Source organism: Pantoea sp. PA1, assembly GCF_056856975.1.
Genome location: NZ_JBXGEE010000001.1, coordinates 256,021 through 275,409, shown reverse-complemented (window position 1 = coordinate 275,409; position 19,389 = coordinate 256,021). Strand labels below are relative to the sequence as shown.

The following is a 19,389-nucleotide window of genomic DNA, read 5'->3' as shown; positions in this document are numbered from 1 at the left end:
ACAGATGAAAGCATTAACCTACCACGGCCCGCATAAAGTCAGCGTGGATAACGTCCCCGATCCCGGCCTGGAAGCCGCAGATGACATTATTCTGCGTGTGACCGCCACGGCCATTTGTGGTTCAGACCTCCACCTCTATCGCGGCAAAATTCCCGGCACCGGCCACGGTGATATCTTTGGCCATGAGTTTATGGGCGAAGTGGTTGAGACAGGCAGTGCGGTCACGGCCGTCGCCAAAGGCGATCGGGTGGTCATCCCGTTCGTTATCGCCTGTGGCGACTGCTTTTTCTGCCTGCTTAATCAGTATGCCGCCTGTGAGAACACCAACAGCGGCCGCGGTGCCATCCTGAACCGCAAAAATATTACTCCGCCGGCCGCGCTGTTTGGCTTCAGCAAACTTTACGGTGGTGTGCCCGGCGGACAGGCTGAGTATGTCCGGGTGCCTAAAGCCAACACCGGCCCGTTTAAAGTGCCGCCGGTGCTGTCGGATGAGAAAGTGCTGTTCCTCTCCGATATCCTGCCGACCGCCTGGCAGGCGGTGAAAAATGCCGAGGTCAGACCCGGTTCCAGCCTGGCTATTTTCGGTGCCGGGCCGGTGGGGCTGCTCAGCGCCGCCTGCGCCCGCCAGCAGGGGGCCGAACAGATCTACATGATCGACCACAACAGCTACCGCTTAAACTTTGCCCGTGAACGCTATGGCGTTATCCCGATTAACTTCGATGAAATTGATGACCCGGCAGGCTGGATCATCGAACAGAGCGCCGGCAATCGCGGGGTGGATGCGGTGATTGATGCCGTGGGTTTTGAGGCGAAAGGCAGCCTGACGGAAACCGTACTCAGCAACCTCAAACTGGAGGGCAGCAGCGGTAAAGCGTTGCGCCAGTGTATTGCGGCGGTGCGGCGTGGCGGTATCGTCAGCGTGCCGGGCGTTTATGCCGGTTTTATTCACGGCTTCCTGTTTGGTGACGCCTTCGACAAAGGGCTGACCTTTAAGATGGGGCAGACCCACGTTCACGCCTATCTGCCTGACCTGCTTAAGCTGATTGAGCAGGGCCACCTGACACCGGAAGAGATTGTGACCCATCATCTGCCGCTGGAGGATGCGGCCCGCGGCTACGATATTTTCAACAAACGGGAAGAGGAGTGCCGCAAGGTGATTCTGGTGCCTGGCCTGTCACCCACGCAGGCCACCCTGTAACCTACGGGTCTGACGCGTTCAGATTCGGCTCTCTGGTGCCCCGGCAGCGTGCTCTGCCGGGGCGTTATCTTAAAACGGCCTGCGTTGCAGAGTGCTCCGCCCCTCCCGTCCCTCCAGCAGATGTTCATCCGGCGTATCCGCCGTATCCACCTGGCTCCCCTGTTCCAGCAGTCGCGCACTGCGTGAATGGGGATGACTTTCGCTGATCACCTGTTGTGAAAACGCGCCAAACGATAACAGTAAAAAGAGTAACCCACTGGCCAGCCTCACTTTCATACGCACACCTCTTTGATAACGGTGACGCTATGCTGCCCGAAGCGTTTTCATTTTCTGTCAGTAACAGGCAAAGTTATGTGGCAACCGGGAACAAGCTGCAACGCGTTTAGCTGCGGTTCAGCTTTCCAGGCTGAGGCCATCAGTGCAACCGGCGCACGGTCAGCGCCACAGACCAGCGCTGGCGCTGGCAGCGTGGACAGACCGCCTGCTGCTCTGCCTCAATGGTCCGGGTCTGGCCGCAATGGGTGCAGGCATAAAGCCCGCTCGTCGGGACCGTGCTGTAATCCTGCCGGTGCGCGGGAGGCAGCACGCTTAACCCGGCGCGCATCGCATCGTCGTCATAGAAATAGAGGCTGAGCTGGCCATCGACCTCCACCAGCGCCAGGCGGATCTGCCCCAGATGTTCCACGCCGCTCTGCCGCAACTCCATATAGAACTCATCTTCGGAAATATTCAGCCGATCCAGACTTTCCAGCACATACAGCCCGTCTTTAATCAGGGTAATCACATCCCCCTGAATCAGCCGTGAAAAGCGCGGACTGAGCGCCGTCAGCCAGGTGGTCAGACGGTAGAGCGACAGCAGAACCACAAACACCATAATGACCGGCAGCACCGGCACATCATCATAAAACGTCACGTCACCCGAGGCGGAACCCAGCGTCAGGATCACCACCAGTTCAAACAGAGACAGCTGACGCACGCCGCGCCGCCCGGAGACTTTGAGAAAGGTAAATACCACCAGATAAGCGATCAGGACACGCGCCACCACCTCAAACAAAAAGGTGGCGGGCTGATCGTTGAGCAAAAAACGGTGCCAGTCGAATGAGAACATAGTCTGCTAAACATCCTGTTTTAAAGGGGGCGTCTCTTCACCGCCGCCGATTGATTGGCCCGCAGATCCAGGCCAGCGATACGTCAAGCTTGTCGCCTGTTCGCCAAAAGGCAAGCGAAGCTGTAAGCCTGAAGCGGGCGAGTCTGACCGTTCTGCAGGCTGCGGAAAAGGTTAACAAAGCTGAAAAAGGGACAGCCTCGCCTCACGCTGCGCTTATTTTGCTGGCGACTGAAACGGAAGCAAAAATTTCCTGTTTCTGGCTGGCTGCTTTTTGCCGCTGCGTTTTTTCTTTTTACTTCAATAATTTGCCAAGAACATTACCCAGCCTATACTTTCCAGTAAGGCTTCCACCTCATCACTTAACATTCAGAGAAGCCACTCTTTTTCCTGCCGATAGCGCTGTCTGTGATACCTGCTATCTCACTCGTCCATTTTGCAACAGGTGCTGATGCCTGCCATTCAGCGTCTGTGGCTTATAGCAGGGATCGCCCGTTCGTGAGAGTGGCCCGACCGGCCAGTCTGCTTTGCATACCCATAACGCCCTGACCCGTTTCACGACGGCGCGTCAGCGGGAAGCGTGTTGCTTTTTTTCGGGAGATGCCATGACGCCTTTTTCCAGTTTCTGGCAGGCAGGTTACGAAGGAGCCGATCATATCAATCCTGCCGGTCTTGCGCTGTCGATGAACGATCTGAATCAGCATCAGAGCCGTGCAGCAGCGGATTATGCCGCCCTGGCCCCCTTTTCTCTTCGCACGGTGCGTGAAAGCGTGGGCTGGCGGCTGTGCGAACGCGATGGACGCTATGACTTCTCGACCATCGCAGCGCGGATGATGGCCGCACGTGAGCAGGGTATTCAGCTCAGCTGGACACTCTGTCACTACGGCTGGCCCGCTGACGTCACGCTGTTCAGTGACGACTTTGTCAGCCGGTTTGCCGCCTTCTGCGGCGCCCTGGCCCACTTTCTCGCCCCCTGGTATTCGTCTGCGCCGGTCTATTCACCGATGAATGAGATCTCTTTCCTCAGCTGGGGCATCTCCGTCGGGGTTTTCCCCTGTGAGGCGATCCCTGAACCCGATCGGGCTGATGCCGCCAAGCGTCAGCTGGTGCGGGCTACGCTGGCGGCCTGTGATGCGATCTGGCAGGCGGATCCGCGCGCCCGCCTGCTGCACTGCGATCCGCTGATCCATATCGTGCCCGATCCCGCCGATCCCGACAGCGACGGGCTGGCACGCGCCCTGTGTGATACCCAGTACCAGGCGTGGGACATGCTGAGTGGCAGACGTCATCCGGAACTGGGCGGCGCGCCCCGCTATCTCGATCTGGTGGGCGTCAACTATTACCACGACAACCAGTGGGAGCAGGGTTCGAACCAGCGACTCTGGTGGCATCTGGGCGACAGCCGCCGCCTGCCGCTGCATCAGATGCTGCAGCAGGTCTGGCAGCGTTATCAGCGGCCGCTGCTGCTGGCAGAAACCAGCCATGTCGGCAGCGGACGCGGCGCCTGGATCGGCGAGATCGCCGCCCAGGTGGCGCAGGCGCAGCTGGCGGGCGTGGAGATGCTCGGCATCTGCCTCTATCCGATTCTCGATCGTCCCCTCTGGGAGGAGACCACCTTCTGGACCCGCAGCGGGTTATGGGATTTGGACCTGTCAGGGCCCGATCCTTACGCCCGCCAGTTACAGCAGCCTTATGCCGACGCCCTGCGCCAGGCGCAACGCTTTTTGCAGCACATCGTCCCTTCCTCATCCCCCTGTCAGGAGTCTGTCATGAACAAACCCGCTCTTATCGTTTTCAGTCATTTACGCTGGGGCTTTGTTTTCCAGCGCCCGCAGCAGCTTCTGACCCGTCTGGCACAGCACTATCGCGTGCTGTTCGTCGAGGAGCCGGTCTGGCAGGCGGGACCACCTGGCCTGCATCAGAGTTCGCCCGCAGCAAATATCACCGTGATCCAGCCGCATACCCCCCACGACGCACCCGGTTTTCACGACAGCCAGATTGCCCCACTGCTGCTGCTGCTCGCCCCGCTGCTGGAGGAGGATGAGGAGCCGCTGATCTGGTTCTATACCCCCATGGCCCTGCCGCTGCTCACCCCTTTCAAACCCCGGCTGGTGATCTACGACTGCATGGATGAACTCTCCGCCTTCCACAACGCCCCGCGCCAGCTGCAACAGCGCGAATCGGCGCTGATGACCCGCGCCGATCTGGTGTTCACCGGCGGCTCCAGCCTCTATGAAGCAAAGCGCGATAAACATCATCAGGTTTACTGCTTCCCCAGCAGCGTGGATGCCGTCCACTTTGAGCAGGCACGCGATCGCAGTAACCATCATCCGCTTCAGGATGCGATCCCGGCAAAGCGGCTTGGCTATTACGGCGTACTGGATGAGCGTATCGATCTGCTGCTGATTGCCGCGCTGGCGGACAGCCATCCGGAATGGCAGATCATCATGGTCGGGCCGGTGGTGAAAATCGATCCCGCCAGCCTGCCGCAGCGCGACAATATTCACTGGCTCGGCCAGCAGCCCTACCAGGCGCTGCCGCAGTTCCTGGCGGGCTGGGATGTCTGCCTGATGCCTTTTGCCATTAACGCCTCGACGCGTTTCATCTCGCCCACCAAAGTGCTGGAGTATATGGCGGCACAGCTGCCGATTGTCAGTACCGCCATCGTGGACGTGGCGCGGCATTACGCTGAAGAAGTGGCGGTGGCAGAGACCCCTGCCGCCTTTATTGCCGCCTGTGAAGAGGCGATGACCCTCAGTGCGGCTGAGCGACTGACGCTGGCGGGCCGGATGCAGGTAAGAGTGGACGCGACCTCCTGGGATCGTACGGCAGAACAGATACAGGCCCTGATCCAGCAGGCTCTGACGCATCCGCAGCCTGCCGGTGAGCCGGTCACGCCAGCCAGTGCCCAGGCGAACGTGACGCCGTTAACCCCGGCGATGCTGGAGAGCGAAGCGGTGCCCTGCCTGATTGTCGGTGCCGGGCCAACCGGACTGAGCGCCGGTTATCACTATGGTGAAGGCGCGGTGCTGCTGGAGAAAAATGCTACGCCGGGCGGCTGGTGCCGCTCCATCGACGATCGGGGTTTTACCTTCGACTATGCCGGTCACATTATGTTTTCGCAGGACCCCTATGTCCTGCAGCTCTACGAGATGCTGCTCGGCGACAATCTGCACTGGCAGGCGCGTGAGGCCTGGGTCTGGAACGACGGCATCTATACCCGCTATCCCTTCCAGTCGGCGCTGCACGGTCTGCCGGTTGAGGTCGTAAAAGAGTGCGTGCTGGGCGCAATCGAGGCGCGCTATGGCGAAACGGCCGCGCCCGCGGTGCCGCTGGATCGGGCGCGGGCGCGACGGGACTGCTGTGCCGATGGCGCGATAGCGGATGAGGGCAGCCTGGCCGGTGAAGTGGAAGGCGAAGAGGATTTTCAGCACTTTATCCTGCGCACCTGGGGGAAAGGGATCGCACGTCACTTTGCCCTGCCCTATAACCAGAAACTGTGGAAAGTGCCGCTGACTGAGATGGAGACCTCGTGGCTGGGCGGACGCGTACCGCTGCCCGACCTGGCGCAGATTATCGATGGCGCACTGCAGCCGCTGGCAAAACCGGTGGGGCCTAACGCCCGCTTCGGCTATCCGCTGCACGGTGGCTTCCAGGCGCTGATGTCCGGCTTTCTGCCGCACCTGAAGTGCAAACTGGAAACGGATGCCACCCTGAGCCGGATTTATCCGCAGGCGCATGTCGCGCTGCTGGCGGATGGACGCCACTACCGCTATGAGCAGTTGATCAGCACCATGCCGCTGCCGGAACTGATTAAACTGATGGGCGATGAGGCGCCGGAGAATGTGCAGCGGGCGGCACAGCAGCTGCAGTTTGTCTCGGTGCGCTGCGTGAACCTGGGCATTGGCCGGGCTGACCTGACCGAAAAACACTGGATTTACTATCCGGGCGACACGCTGTTTCACCGCATCTTTGTGCAGGGCAATGCCAGCCCGCACTGCAATCCCCCCGGCGGGTTCGGCTTAACCTGTGAAATCACCTACAACGCCGCCCATCCGCTGCCGCTGACGGGCGATGCGCTGATTGAACGCTGCCGTCAGGATTGCATCCGGGTCGGGATGATCAGCGAGAGCGATCCGCTGCTCTGCGCCTCAGAGGTCGATATGCCCTACGCCTACGTCATCTACGACCATGCGCGCAGTGCGAACGTGGCGCTGATCCGGCAGTGGCTGCTGACGCAGGATATCCATCTGTCAGGCCGCTACAGTGAGTGGGAATATTACAATTCCGACCACGCTTTCCTCGCCGGTAAGCGCGCCGCCGAAAATGTCCGGCTGCAGCATGTCAGCGAGCGGACGCGCGGCTGACCCGACGCAGCCAGCTACGCAAGAGGCTGGCTGCACTTCGCGGCTTTCAGCGACTGCAACTGGCTGACGCGCCGCGCCACCTTCTGGCTGGCATTGTATTTCGCAATGCCATTGCCCAGGCCAAAATCGCCGACGAAGCCCAGCACGGTCAGGGCGTCAAACCGCCCGGTCTGCTCAATATCGCTCTGTACGCCGTGCGCTTTCACCAGCTCCTGATCCAGCGCGCCACAACTGAGCATCGCCGTCTCTTCCGGCGTCACCGCCGTGGCCTGCGGATAGTGCTTGGTGGCACAGCCTGTCAGCGACAGCGCCAGCAGCGCCGCCAGAATTATCCTGTTATGCATTTTTCATCGCCCGATGTTCACCTCATTAACCGGGTTATCGGCAGATTCCGTCGCGATCATGAGTGACTGACCTACCAATAATGGTTGAAACCGCTACGCTAAGGTAGGATCCCGCGCGTGATGGTCAGTTGCCGTGCGTGACTGTCCGGGCGCGACGCCGTGAACGCACATCCGCCGTTCCCCGCTTCTGCCCTGAATTTCAACGCGTTAGCCTGCATGAAGCTGCCACCGGCAGCGTTGAAAGAGTAAAGCCTGATCGATATTCAGTGATGAGCGGTCAGTGCAAGCGAAGCCAGACACGGAAAATTCGTGCTTCGGGTTTATCAGAGTATGTTCCAGATGAGGTTTTTCCATGCGTTTTAAAGGATTGAACATCGGATTTTTCATTTTGATTCTGGCGATCGCCACGTTCGCCTTTTTTGAGGTGCTTTCGCCCTATTTCTCGCCGATTTTATGGGCGGCAATTCTGGCGGTCATTTTCCATCCGCTGAAAAGTTATCTGCGGGGCCGGCTGGGGGAACGCAATGGCCTGGCCGCACTGCTCACCCTGCTCTGCATCTGTCTGATTGTGTTTACGCCGCTGGCCATTATCGCCTCATCGCTGGTGGTCGAAACCAATGCGGTCTATCACAAACTGCAGACCAACTCGGCGCAGTTCCCGGCGGTTTTCGCCGACCTGCTGCAGCATCTGCCGCGCTGGGCAAAACATTATCTGGCTGAAAATAATCTCGATACCGCCGGAGAGATTCAGCAGAAGCTCTCCTCGTTTGCCCTCAAGGGCGGCCAGTACCTGGCAGGCAGCGCATTCATCATCGGCAGGGGCACCTTCAGCTTTACCGTCGGTTTTGGCGTGATGCTCTATCTGCTGTTCTTCCTGCTGAAAGATGGCTCCTATCTGGTGCATCTGATCCTGGAAGCGCTGCCGCTTTCGACCTACGTCAAGCATCACCTGCTGGTGAAGTTTGCCGCGGTGGCGCGTGCGACGGTCAAAGGCACGGTTGTGGTCGGCATCGTGCAGGGTATTCTCGGCGGGCTGGCCTTCTGGTTCACCGGCATTGACGGCAGCCTGCTGTGGGGGGCGCTGATGGCGTTCCTCTCCCTGATCCCGGCCGTCGGCTCCGCCATTATCTGGGTGCCTGCAGCGGTCTTCTTCTTCGCCACCGGTGCCGTGTGGAAAGGCCTCTTCCTGGTCGGTTTCTTCGTGGTGATTGTGGGGCTGGTGGATAACATCCTGCGTCCGCTGCTGGTCGGTAAAGACACCAAAATGCCTGACTACCTGATCCTGATCGCCACGCTGGGCGGGATGGAGATTTACGGCATCAACGGTTTTGTCATCGGTCCGGTGATTGCGGCGCTGTTCATCGCCTGCTGGAACCTGCTCTCCGGTCGCGATAATCGCGAGAACATCGAAGTCATCGACGAAGAGGTGATCGAAGAGGGCAAGAAACAGTCTGAGACCGCCGCCGAGGCCGCGGCAGAAGCCGCCGCCGTTGCGGCCGAAGCAGCGGCTGACGCGGAGATGAAAGTCTCAGCCTTAGCGGCGGCAGAGAAAGAAAAAGCCGCCGCCAGCAAAGCCTGATTTTCTCTGGAAATAAAAAACCCACCTTTCGGTGGGTTTTCAGAGGCTACAAAATTTAAGACCCGGTTAATCAGGCAGCAATGAAAACGCGCAACGCGTCGGGAACAGGGTCAGAAGAGGAAAGCGTCCCGCGCCAGGGACGGTGCGGGCCGAGCGGCCATGGATGGCATAAGCGACTTTCCGATCTGCCCCTGCTCCCGGGGCAGGCTCAATATCAAAGCAATCTGCCCTGGCATTGCAGCCATAAAAAAACCCACCTTTCGGTGGGTTCTTTTTTATCTGAAATGGCAGCGAATCAGTTGGTCGCTTTGTTTTTCAGATCTTCAGCGCCCTGCTTGGTTTTATCCCAGCCTTTCTCGGCACCTTCTTTCGTTTTATGCCAGCCCTTCTGGGTGCCTTCGCTGATTTTGCTGCCGGTGGTGTGGCTCTTGCCTTCCGCCGCGTGCTCAGATTTCAGCTTCAGCTCTTCGCCCTGATTCTGCGCATGATGCAGTTTTTCTTTAGCGGTATCCGCGCCTTTGTGCGCTTCCGCAACGGTGTTATCGGTAGTGGTAGCAGCAAATACCGGCGAGGCCAGCAAAATAGCAGACAGTGCAATAATTGATTTCTTCATAATTCCCTCTGTATTCATTGTTGCCGTGTAGGTTTTAATCCTGGCATAGCGATTCCAGGAAAGATTTAAGAATAAACCAGGAATGAAAAAGGGCCAGTTTTCACCAGAAAATTCCCTCCGGGGCAGCCTGATCGTCCGCTACCAGAGCGCGAGCTGCGGATCGTCATCCGGCTTCGTCGTCTTTCTGTCCACCCGCGCGGGCGGTGCGGGACGCTGCATCTGATCGCTGATCCACTGCAACAGCACTGACACCACATAGGCCTGCTGCTCTGCGCTCAGGGGCTGCTGCTGAGCAATATTGTGCCATTTGCTCAGACAGCCGCGACAGCAGGTCGCGGTGGCATGCTGGGCGATAAACACCGGATGACCGCGCATCGGCGTCTGTTTGCCATCACGCGCGGGCCGGGCAGGCGCCAGCCGCTGTGCAACAAACTCTGCGGCATGCTCACGCAACACCGGCTCGCCTTTGCTCAGCGCATAATCATACTCCGCGCGCCCCAGTCGAAAGCGCTGGCGGAATGGCGAGCGCGCCAGGCGGGCAAAGAGATCGTCAGAAACCGTCATACTGCCCGCCCGTCACTCATATTTCCGGCCCGCCAGGTAGCGCACGCCCTGCGGCCCGAACGCCTCACGATGCAGCTCATTCGGCTGCAGGTGAAACGTCTCTCCAGGATGGTAAGTGGTCTCGCCCTGTTCTGTACTGATGGTGATATCACCACTGAGGATCAGGGCCAGTGCTTCGAAGGGATGGACATGATTGTCGAGCTCGGTGGCGGGCGCACGTTCCACCAGCAGTGGCTCGTCAAACCCTTCTCCGGCTAATCGTTTTCTGAATTCATCTTCTGTCATTGTCACTCCTCGATATGGAACCGACCCTGGTAGTGTAGACGATTTTTATCGCCATTTATGGCACGCCGGTGGTTACGTAAAGTAGCGCAAGCAGGGTTGTTCACCGCGCATACCGATGCTGTACTTTCCGCCTCATGCCAGCCATTTTGACATCAGGATGACGGAAAAATATGTCTCACCCTCTGAAAACCGCCCTGCTGCTGATCAATCCGCGTTCGCGTAAAGGCCGCGCGGCGGCCAGCCGGGCCAGGACGCTGCTGACTCAGGCGGGTATCAACCTGCTGCAACCGGCTGAGGAGGAGAGCCGCAGCTACTGCGAACTCATCGCGGCTTATGCCCATCGAATTGATGCGGTGATCGTTGGCGGGGGCGACGGCACGCTTAACGCCGCCGCGCCGGGCGTGATGCAGACCGGCCTGCCGCTGGGGATCCTGCCGCTGGGCACCGCCAACGACTTTGCCCGGACGCTCGGCATCCCTGCCACGCTGGAGCAGGCGGTGCAGATTATCACTGACGGGCAGCTGCGCGCAGTCGATCTGGGGGAGGTGAATCAGCATCTGTTCCTCAACGTCTCCAGCATCGGCTTTTCCGCCGAGCTGGCGCGCAATCTCACCGCAGAATCAAAAAAACGCTGGGGGGTCGGCGGTTATGCTCTGGCGGCGTTGCGGCTGCTGCGTCAGAGCCGTCCGTTCAGCGCCACCCTGATCCATGAGGAGCAGCGCACGCCCATCCGGACCGTTCAGGTTTCCGTGGGCAACGGCCGTTTTTATGGCGGAGGGATGACGGTCGAAGCGCGCGCCGCACCGGACGACGGGCTGCTGGACGTTTACAGCCTGGAGGTCCGGCACAGCTGGCAGCTGATTGCGCTGCTGCCCTTTCTGCGACGGGGTACGCAGGGTCGCTGGCGCAACGTGCGCACCTTCAGCACGACGGCGCTCACCATCGAAACGCGCCGCCCCCACTACATCAATGCAGACGGCGAGATTATCGGACAGACGCCCGCCCATTTCCGCCTGATCGCAGGGGCCATACAGGTTTATGCCCCTGCCGGTCCGACAGCGGAATAGCGGATGTCACATCGCGGGGTTAATGCTGAGTGCCGTTCTTTTCGGCGTCGTTGATCTGCGTGGTGAGGCTGCTGACCAGCTCTTTCGCCATCTCGATGGTCAGGCCGAAAAACAGCGACTCCTGCGCCGATCGCGCGCGCGGGACCTGAGGATCGAGATAGCTGAACTGCAGCACCAGCGCGGCGTGCCCGCTTAACGGGCCGATGTGCCAGCCGGTGACCGGATAGAACGTAAAACGGTTAAAATCATTCACTATATACCTGACTTGTTAAGCATAACGCTGATTGAGTGTCAGGCCAGCTCAGAAAATAAAACACGGTTCGGTTACTCAGCCTGGCGCAGATCGGCTGAATAGCAAGCGAAGCGAGATTCACCCTGCCCGCCGGGCGTGGCATCTGCAGCCCGGCGAAACCTGCCGTCTGAGGCGGTCAGCTGTCCGCGCGGGGGATAACCGAAATATGTCCGTTGACCTCCAGCACGGCATACTTAATCTGATCAAACCGTTCCAGTCCCGGTCCGGAACGCGCCGCCTCCAGCACATCGTCAGGATCAATCCCGGTCATCTTCATGCGTTCGGTCAGCAGGTTGCCGTTTTCCACCAGAATCACCGGACCGCCATCGATTGCCTGCTCCACCACCGGAAAGCGGCTTTTCAGTTTTCCCAGTACGATGTCGATCGTCACCAGCGTGATAATCGTCAGCGCCGCGCCCGTCACCGAGAAATCATCGCCCAGCAGCGCCTGCTGCGTGGCTTCGCTGATAATCAGCAGCAGAATCAGATCGAAAGAGGTCATCTGCAACAGCGTGCGTCTGCCCGCAATTTTAAACACCACCATCAGAACCAGGTAGATCGCTGCAGCGCGTAAAACCGTTTCCATAAAGTGCCTCTGTCAGGGATAGATCCATTGGGTAAATCGGGCCGGCGCGTGATCATCGCCCTGAATCGTGACGTGGATCAGGCCCGCATCGCGTGGCTGCAGGCCGAGCCAGATTGCGTGATCCGCCCCGGTGTCACCGGTGGAAAAGGTCAGCCGCAGATCGCTGCCGATCGTCACGGCTTCCAGCGGTTGCGGCTGCAGCGTCTGGATCTGCAGATTATTCAGCGCGCCGCCGCCAATCGTGATCGTGAAGCGATCGCCGGCGGGTGCGTTGTAGCCAATCCGCATATCCATATTGCTTTCGGTCCGGCCGAACCGTTCATATTCAACCTGAAGTGTGCCGTCTGGCGACAGGCTATGACCCTCGCTCAGCACCCCTTTAGAAAAGAGGCCGCACGCCCCCAGAATCACCAGCAGAATTAACAGATACTCCCCTGCCCGCTGAATCAGCCATTCACGCCGTACCCAGCGAAGATCTTCTTTTATCGGGTAGTCCCGACTCACAATGCGATCTCTCTTCACTCTCATTCCCTCTGGTAAGAGTACCCGCCTCTGCAGCACGCTGCCTGAAGCATAGCGGACGGGCATTATTTCGCGCGGCGCTCAACCCAGAACGACCAGCTGTGGTAGAGCAGCGTGAGCGGCATCGCAATCACCGCCCCCACCAGCACAAAACCCTGCGTGACCGGCGAGGCGGCGCTGTCGCTGAGCGTAAACTGATAGGGCACCAGCCACGGATAGAGGCCACACAATACGCCGCTAAAGAGTGCGCTAATCAGCATCAGCGTCAGAATGAGTTGCAGTAGCGGCCTGGCGCGCCACAAGGCCACCGGCAGGGCGATCCAGAGCAATACTATCGCGCCTGCCGCGATCCTGCCCGGTGGTCGCTGCCAGCTCTGCCGCCAGAGATCGGCATTGAGATAGAGGTCGGCCAGAAAAATAACCAGCGCCAGCAGCCACCACAGCCAGCTCAGTGCCGCCGCCAGCGGCTGTACCCGCTCACCAATGCGCCAGCCAATCCAGCAGCAGGCCATCAGCGAATTGATCGCGATCAGGCCTGCGCCGCTGAGCAGCGGCACCAGGCTCAGCCCATCCGGCAGGCCGGTCTGCGGCTGAGCGCTGATGATCATGCCGGCGCACCAGCCCTGAATAAAGGTCGCCAGCGCGGAGCTGCCCGCCATGAGGCGATCCAGCCAGCGACGCAGGCGGGGAGAACTCTGAGCGCGATACTCCAGTGCCATCGCCCGCACCAGCAGCGCCAGCAGCATGGCAAACAGCGGGACACTCAGCTGACTGAAGAGCAGCGCATAGACCGGCGGAAACAGCGCCAGCAGCCCACCCGCCGCCAGCACCAGCCAGGTTTCATTCGCATCCCACACCGGCAGAATGCTGTGCGTCATCAGTTCACGCTGTTCATCATCGTGAAACCAGCAGAAAAGCATCCCCACGCCCAGATCCGTGCCATCCAGCAGCAGGTAGAGCAGCAGAGAGAGACAGATAATCAGCGCAGAGAGTTCGGCCATGTCACTCTCCTAATGGGGCGTTTTCAGCGCAATCACCACCGGTTCTCCCGATGGCATCTCACCTTTAACCCGGCGCAGCAGATAGCGTAAGCCGAGGGCGAAGGTCAGCGCATAGATCAGCAGCACCGCCACGAAGATGCCCAGCGTGCTGCTGAGTGACAGCGGCGAGACGCTTTGTGCGGTGCGTAACAGGCCATAGACCGTCCACGGCTGACGCCCGACTTCGGTCACGACCCAGCCTGACAACAGGGCAATAAAGCCCGCCGGTGAGAGCCATGTCAGCCAGCGCAGAAAGCGCCCCGACATGGTCAGCCCTCCCCGCCAGCGCTGCAGATTCGCCGCCAGCGTGGTCGCCAGGATAATCACCCCCAGCCCCACCATCAGGCGAAAAGCGAAAAAGACCGGGAGCACCGGGGGGATGGCATCCGCAGGAAATTCGCTCAGGCTTTTAATGTGGCCGGAGAGGTTGTGGCGCAGATAGAGCGATCCGAGTGCGGGCAGAGTGACCTCCAGAATGTTGCGCTGCGCCTGCTGGTCCGGCAGCGCAAACAGCCGCAGAGGCTCCCCCTCGCCGGGGGCTGGCTGGTGCCAGCTGCCTTCCATCGCAGCCAGTTTAGCGGGCTGGTAGTCGCGGGTGTTTTCACCGTGCAGATCGCCGAGAACGATCTGTAGTGGCACCGCAAACAGCAGCAACGTCAGCGCGCTATTGAGCATCAGACGCGAAGCCGCCTCCCCGCTGAAATGGCGGAGTCGCCACGCCGCCACGCCCGCGATCATCACCGCCACGGCAATCAGGGACCCGACCACCATATGGCTGAAGCGCCACAGAAAGGAGGGTGCCTGCAAAAGCGACCGCCAGCTGTCCGCCAGAAAAACCCCGTTCGGATCCCGCGTAAAGCCGACCGGCGTCTGCATCCATGAGTTAGCGGCCAGAATCCAGAAGGCACTGAGCAGCGCGCCGAACGCCACCAGACAGGTCACGGCAAAATGCACGCCGGGCCGGATTTTGTTGAAACCGAACAGCATCACTCCGGTCAGGGCCGATTCGAGAAAAAACGCGACAAGCACCTCATAGAACATTAATGGCCCAATCACGCCGCCGGCCTGCTGTGAAAAGCGCGCCCAGTGCGTGCCGAACTGAAACTCCATGACGACGCCGGAGGCGGCACCTATCGCCACCGTCAGGGAAAAGAGCGTCAGCCAGAAGTGCAGCGCATCCCGTGCAGCCTGCTGCTTTCCCCACAGCCAGCGCGCCTCAAACCACACCAGAAAGGGGGCCAGTCCCAGCGTCAGCGCCGCCAGCGTAATATGCATGCCCATGGTCAGCGCAAACTGCGTCCGGGCAATTGCCAGCACCCAGTCGCTGTCATTCATGGCAGTATCGTCCCGAATCCTCAGATCCGCCGGAGTGCGTGACGGATGAGGAGAGACACGCCGCCGCAAGCCGTTCTTTCATCTGACTCTCTCCTGATCTTATTGCCTCTCATCAGCGTCAGGCTTATTTCGCCAGACGGTAAGTCGCCTCTCGTTTTGTCAGTTTATCGTAGTGAAGAAATAAAAGTTCAGCCAGCATCGACCGGGAAAGAATAAAAGCACGTGCAGAACCACATTAATTGCCATCCGGTGAACAGCGATAAAAAAGATATTATCGCCCTATCGGATGCGCTACGCTTAAATAACGAAAATAAGCATTAAGCGAGGCGGAGAATTAATTCGTCCGCCTCTGGATTGCCCTACAGCCAGCCGGAGCGACGCAGCCTGGCCCACAATCCGCCGCAGGCCAGCAGCGTCAGACCGACTGCCAGCGGATAGCCATAATGCGACTTCAGCTCCGGCATATGTTCGAAGTTCATGCCATACATGCTGAACACCACGGTCGGGATCACCAGGATGGCACCCCACCCCGCCAGCTTTTTCACCACCTCATTCTGCTGCACCGTCACCAGCGCCAGATTGACCTGCATGGCACTGGTGAGCATCTCGCGCATATCTTCCGCATCGGTCACTACATGGCGGGCGTGATCCTGCACGTCCCGGATATAGGCGCGCAGCGGGCGTGGGATCAGATCCTCATGCAGGTGAATAAGCTGGTTGCAGATCTCCTCCAGCGGCAGTGCCGCATTGCGCAGCTTCAGCAGCTGCCGCCGCACGGTATAGACCGCCTGTACCGATCGGCGGTCAAATTCGCTGGTAAAGAGATCGTTCTCCATCTGCCCGACGCGTTCGTTCAGCGAGGTGGAGAGTTCGGCATAACGGTCGACAATAAAATCGAGCAGGCAGTAGAGCGGATAACCCGGCCCCAGTTTCAGCAGCGCCGGATTTTCAGCCGCCCGCTCGCGCACCGGACTGTAGCTCTCCGAGGCACCGTGACGGATGCTGATCAGGAAATTTTTTCCGACAAAGAAATGGGTTTCGCCCAGTTCACAGCTGTCATCTTTCGCACGCACCGTTTTCACCACGATAAACAGCGACTCGCCATAATGTTCGATCTTGGGCCGCTGGTGCGCATTCAGCGCATCTTCAACGGCCAGTTCGTGGAGTCCGAACTCTTCTTTGATCTTTGCCATAAACGCCGCGTCTGGCTGCCACAGGCCGAGCCAGATAAACGCCTCCGGCTCTTTAATCACGTCGCTGATATCCTCAACGTCTATCTCTTCGCCCGCGCTTCCCGGACGATATACCCTGCTGCTTACGATCATCTTCTGTGTTCCCGTTGTGACAATAGAAGCAGCTTAGCCAATCCCGCGCCCGTAACCGGATAAAAACCGTAAGGATTTGCTGCAACAGTGTGTCGTCAGCGGGTTACCACTTCAGGCCTAATCCGGTGGAGAAGATCCCTTCGTTCAGGGTATCAGGAATGCCGCTGACCAGATTACGATGGTAGCCAACGTGCAGGGTCGACCAGGAGGTCAGGCTGTAGCGCAGGCCAACTTCCGCATCCAGCATGAATACGCCGTCGTCATCCAGCGAATGACCGACATCACCGTTGCTGTAGAGCGTGACCGATTTGCCCAGGAGATAGCGCTGATAGTTCCAGCGCAGCGAACCGCCAAAGTGGCGCTCCTCCCGGTCATCGCTGTAACCATACTCAAAGGCGCCACCCAGCAGGGAGAGTGAGAAGCTGCTGAGTTCGGTGTCCCACAGCTGATAGCCGGGACCGGTGCCAATCAGTGCCTGGCGCGACAGATTCTCCACCCAGTCGCGCTTGTAGGTGGCGCGGGCCTGCCAGAAGAACTGCTCCCGGAACAGATAGTCAACGGCGTAGCGCAGGCTGTAGTTGTCGGTGTTGACACTCGCGTTTTCCTGCTCGCGATTGTAGGTTGCGCCAATATCATGCCGCCATTTTCCCTGGTTCAGCTTGGTGTTGAGCGCAAAACTGTAGTCGTCCGTTTTGGTGGAGGCCTTTTTGACCTTCATACCGGCGTCGATGTTACCGGTCCAGGCGAGCTGATCGCTGCGGACTTTGGCTTTCATAAACTCATCAATGCGCCTGACGGAGACCTGCTGCTCCTGCTCGTCGCGTTCCACCCAGACGTAGCCGGGATCCGAGGAGGAGAGCCGCACCTGATAATGTTCACCGGTTTTTTTGTTTTCAACATTCACCGGATTGTCGCTGGCGAGGGTGCTGACCGCATTCCAGTCCAGCGTGACCGTGCCGGCGTAATGTGTCTCTATCGCCAGCTTGCCATCGCTCAGGTAACGGATGGTGCCGGTGAGCCGGTCGCCATTATTCAGCCAGACGGTATCCGCGGCGGCCTGCTGAGCCCATCCGGCGCAGCAGCTGATAACCAGCAGTGTGGTAAACGAGGTGGCACAGCGCATAGCTTTCCCTGAAAAGGCGTCGTCCTGCATGGACGACGCGTCACCGCAAATTCTGACCTGACAATTAAGCCGATTCCGCGACGATATGCAATGTGCCGCCCCGGTTATGACAGGTCGTGCAGCTCTTTACTGAGGGGAGTCCCCAGCCTGAAGTCGGAAAAACGGATCGCCAGTCCCTGCCGCTCCGGCGAGCAGCCCATCACGCCGACAAAACGCCGCGCCTGACCGGGCCAGGGACAGAGCCGCAACAGTGGCCAGGTCAGGCCGTCGGTGGAGTACTGGATTCGCAATGCCGCCTTTTCCAGCGTGGCGCGCATCCAGAACTGACGCGCATCACCGGGAAAAACACCGGTAGACCAGTCAGAAAACTCGCGCGTGACTACGCTGCCGATGGCAGGCTGGTCATCGTTAAACTCAATGCCTGCTTTAACCCAGTGCGTTTCACTGTCCTGAATAAACAGACCGGCCTGGTCATAAAGCTGGCTGAAGTCCGCCCTCACCTGCACCTGAACGGTAAAGTCATGTTCCACCCAGAAGCCAAATGCATGGCCGCTGTGCCGTTCGAAGCCGTACCAGGTACGCTGCCAGAAATCGCTGTTTAACGCGGTTTCAAACTGCAATGTATCACCATCCAGACTGTGCACCGGCGGCTGATTAATCCAGACGCCGCCTTCGGCCGTTATTGAACTGACTGCTCTCATGGTCACTCCTTTCAGTAAGGTAAAACGCCTGCAGGCTGGCCTGCAGCGAGGTCATCGGTCTGATCATCATCGCCATCAGGGCCAGTCAGCTTAACTATTTCATTTTGTTAATCGCCTGGCTAAAACGGCATTTAACAGCCAGACTTGTTTTGTCTGACGGCAACTGAACTCATTAAATATAAGGATTAAGCCACCATGGTAGATAAATCAGAAATTTTAGATCACGCCCAGGTTGTTGATGTTAACGGTGAACATGTCGGTATCGTCGACCATTTCGAAGGTGACGACAAAATTAAGCTGGCGAAAAGCGATCCGGAAGCGGGCGGCAAACACCACATTATTCCTTTCAGCTGGGTGAAAGAGGTTGACGATAATAAAGTCATCCTTTCTAAAGCCAAAGCTGACGTTGAAAGTGAGTGGCAGTCTGCATAATATCGTCGCCGTGGCTCCCGCCACGGCGTATTTATTTCACGTCCCTGTTTCTGCGCCCTGCCCCGGCCGTTCTCTCTATCCCTTTAAATTTATTACTGCATAAACTTTTCGCCGCTAATAAAACCTGTGTCCTTTACGAAGACAGGCTGATATTTTCCATTCGCGTTGCTGCATAGCAGCCGAATACCCCTTCGATGAGTGGATAGCGCCCGGCATCGGGCAGTTCAAAATGCCACCATTCAGTTGCAATGCCGGTAAACCCACCTCCCAGCATGATGGCATTGAGCAGCAGCCGGTTGCGCTGCGCCTGCACGGCTACCGCAGGATGATAAGGATGGGAGTGCTCGCTCATCTCATCAAAGCCGGTGCCCATATCCATTATCTCGCCGCGCTCGTCGATCAGCGTCACATCCACCGCCGTGCCCCGGCTGTGATTAGAGCCGAGTGCCAGGGGAACAACATAGTCCGGATTCGGGCACGCCTGCCAGAGGATCGCCTGCGCTTCAGGAGGCCGGTATGCGTCGAGAATGAGCAGCGTATAGCCCGCGACCTCTGCAATATCGATACTTTTCGCCAGCGCTTTCGCCGCATCAACGTGCAGCAGACAGCGCGCATCGCGGTAGATTGGCTGCCCGGTGAGGTTGTCGGCGGTGGCGTATTTCAGATCGATGGCTAACTGAGGAAAGGCGTCAGCGATGTCTGTCAGATGGTTATTTTCCATGGTGGTGAGTTCCCTGTTTATGCGCTGTGTGGCGGGCTGGCCGGAAAGGATGGTTATGAGGCGGTTATCATGGCACTGCGGCGAGAGGAAAAAAAGTGTCTTTAATTTTTTGAGTCCGGACAGGGTGTGGCAGTTTTTTTACTCCGGATGCTGGCTGGCTGCGTTTATGGTTTCAGGAATTGTTATGAGC

General features: G+C 58.8%; 20 protein-coding genes. 5 read left to right on the top strand and 15 right to left on the bottom strand.

Annotated features, from left to right (window positions below):
- Positions 1–4: 4 nt before the first annotated feature.
- On the top strand, positions 5–1,198 hold the full coding sequence (locus AC1V0D_RS01510; RefSeq protein ID WP_046101401.1) for a zinc-dependent alcohol dehydrogenase: 1,194 nt from the start codon (positions 5–7) through the stop codon (positions 1,196–1,198).
- A 69-nt stretch (positions 1,199–1,267) separates the two neighbouring features.
- Here AC1V0D_RS01510 and AC1V0D_RS01505 read toward each other — a convergent pair whose 3' ends face one another.
- Both AC1V0D_RS01505 and AC1V0D_RS01500 read right to left on the bottom strand, forming a co-directional pair.
- Positions 1,268–1,474, bottom strand: coding sequence for a hypothetical protein (locus AC1V0D_RS01505; RefSeq protein ID WP_009091537.1), 207 nt, complete (start codon positions 1,472–1,474; stop codon positions 1,268–1,270).
- A 139-nt stretch (positions 1,475–1,613) separates the two neighbouring features.
- On the bottom strand, positions 1,614–2,306 hold the full coding sequence (locus tag AC1V0D_RS01500; protein WP_046101399.1) for a DUF421 domain-containing protein: 693 nt from the start codon (positions 2,304–2,306) through the stop codon (positions 1,614–1,616).
- Positions 2,307–2,908: 602 nt separating this feature from the next.
- On the opposite strand from AC1V0D_RS01500, the gene AC1V0D_RS01495 reads away from it, so the two are divergent.
- On the top strand, positions 2,909–6,670 hold the full coding sequence (locus AC1V0D_RS01495) for an NAD(P)-binding protein (protein WP_482906892.1): 3,762 nt from the start codon (positions 2,909–2,911) through the stop codon (positions 6,668–6,670).
- A gap of 14 nt (positions 6,671–6,684) precedes the next feature.
- Here the strand turns inward: AC1V0D_RS01495 and AC1V0D_RS01490 are convergent, their stop codons facing one another.
- Positions 6,685–7,014, bottom strand: coding sequence for a hypothetical protein (locus AC1V0D_RS01490; protein WP_009091543.1), 330 nt, complete (start codon positions 7,012–7,014; stop codon positions 6,685–6,687).
- 352 nt (positions 7,015–7,366) lie between these two features.
- Here AC1V0D_RS01490 and AC1V0D_RS01485 point away from each other — a divergent pair, with 352 nt between their 5' ends.
- Positions 7,367–8,593 carry an AI-2E family transporter gene (locus AC1V0D_RS01485; protein ID WP_009091545.1) on the top strand — a complete coding sequence of 409 codons (1,227 nt, stop codon included), beginning with the start codon at positions 7,367–7,369 and terminating at the stop codon, positions 8,591–8,593.
- A gap of 295 nt (positions 8,594–8,888) precedes the next feature.
- Here AC1V0D_RS01485 and AC1V0D_RS01480 read toward each other — a convergent pair whose 3' ends face one another.
- From AC1V0D_RS01480 to AC1V0D_RS01470, 3 genes are all read right to left on the bottom strand, one after another.
- A complete protein-coding gene (locus AC1V0D_RS01480) occupies positions 8,889–9,206 on the bottom strand; it encodes a hypothetical protein (RefSeq protein ID WP_033736382.1) in 318 nt (105 codons plus the stop codon).
- Between the two features lie 138 nt (positions 9,207–9,344).
- Positions 9,345–9,770 (bottom strand): DUF4186 domain-containing protein, encoded by a 426-nt coding sequence (locus tag AC1V0D_RS01475; RefSeq protein WP_009091547.1) that lies wholly within the window; start codon positions 9,768–9,770, stop codon positions 9,345–9,347.
- A 12-nt stretch (positions 9,771–9,782) separates the two neighbouring features.
- On the bottom strand, positions 9,783–10,055 hold the full coding sequence (locus AC1V0D_RS01470; RefSeq protein WP_009091548.1) for a cupin domain-containing protein: 273 nt from the start codon (positions 10,053–10,055) through the stop codon (positions 9,783–9,785).
- 170 nt (positions 10,056–10,225) lie between these two features.
- Here AC1V0D_RS01470 and AC1V0D_RS01465 point away from each other — a divergent pair, with 170 nt between their 5' ends.
- Entirely contained in the window at positions 10,226–11,122 is an 897-nt protein-coding gene (locus AC1V0D_RS01465; protein ID WP_312829477.1) for a lipid kinase, read from the top strand.
- Between the two features lie 19 nt (positions 11,123–11,141).
- On the opposite strand, the gene AC1V0D_RS01460 is transcribed toward AC1V0D_RS01465, so the two are convergent.
- From AC1V0D_RS01460 to AC1V0D_RS01425, 8 genes are all read right to left on the bottom strand, one after another.
- Positions 11,142–11,375 (bottom strand): hypothetical protein, encoded by a 234-nt coding sequence (locus AC1V0D_RS01460; RefSeq protein ID WP_150029393.1) that lies wholly within the window; start codon positions 11,373–11,375, stop codon positions 11,142–11,144.
- A gap of 175 nt (positions 11,376–11,550) precedes the next feature.
- Positions 11,551–12,000: a DUF421 domain-containing protein gene (locus tag AC1V0D_RS01455; protein WP_009091550.1), complete on the bottom strand. Its 450-nt coding sequence runs from the start codon at positions 11,998–12,000 to the stop codon at positions 11,551–11,553.
- 12 nt (positions 12,001–12,012) lie between these two features.
- Complete coding sequence (locus AC1V0D_RS01450) at positions 12,013–12,528, bottom strand: hypothetical protein (RefSeq protein ID WP_325953294.1); 516 nt, start codon at positions 12,526–12,528, stop codon at positions 12,013–12,015.
- 59 nt (positions 12,529–12,587) lie between these two features.
- On the bottom strand, positions 12,588–13,523 hold the full coding sequence (locus AC1V0D_RS01445; RefSeq protein ID WP_167429004.1) for a cytochrome d ubiquinol oxidase subunit II: 936 nt from the start codon (positions 13,521–13,523) through the stop codon (positions 12,588–12,590).
- Between the two features lie 9 nt (positions 13,524–13,532).
- On the bottom strand, positions 13,533–14,897 hold the full coding sequence (locus tag AC1V0D_RS01440) for a cytochrome ubiquinol oxidase subunit I (RefSeq protein WP_482906891.1): 1,365 nt from the start codon (positions 14,895–14,897) through the stop codon (positions 13,533–13,535).
- 359 nt (positions 14,898–15,256) lie between these two features.
- Positions 15,257–16,222: a magnesium and cobalt transport protein CorA gene (locus AC1V0D_RS01435; protein WP_058956335.1), complete on the bottom strand. Its 966-nt coding sequence runs from the start codon at positions 16,220–16,222 to the stop codon at positions 15,257–15,259.
- Between the two features lie 103 nt (positions 16,223–16,325).
- Complete coding sequence (locus AC1V0D_RS01430; protein WP_058956336.1) at positions 16,326–17,345, bottom strand: DUF481 domain-containing protein; 1,020 nt, start codon at positions 17,343–17,345, stop codon at positions 16,326–16,328.
- A gap of 104 nt (positions 17,346–17,449) precedes the next feature.
- Positions 17,450–18,046 (bottom strand): DUF1349 domain-containing protein, encoded by a 597-nt coding sequence (locus AC1V0D_RS01425; protein WP_312830308.1) that lies wholly within the window; start codon positions 18,044–18,046, stop codon positions 17,450–17,452.
- Positions 18,047–18,241: 195 nt separating this feature from the next.
- Here AC1V0D_RS01425 and AC1V0D_RS01420 point away from each other — a divergent pair, with 195 nt between their 5' ends.
- Positions 18,242–18,478, top strand: coding sequence for a DUF2171 domain-containing protein (locus tag AC1V0D_RS01420; RefSeq protein ID WP_003854080.1), 237 nt, complete (start codon positions 18,242–18,244; stop codon positions 18,476–18,478).
- 133 nt (positions 18,479–18,611) lie between these two features.
- Here the strand turns inward: AC1V0D_RS01420 and ddpX are convergent, their stop codons facing one another.
- A complete protein-coding gene (gene ddpX / locus AC1V0D_RS01415) occupies positions 18,612–19,199 on the bottom strand; it encodes a D-alanyl-D-alanine dipeptidase (protein ID WP_140924621.1) in 588 nt (195 codons plus the stop codon).
- Positions 19,200–19,389 lie beyond the last annotated feature (190 nt).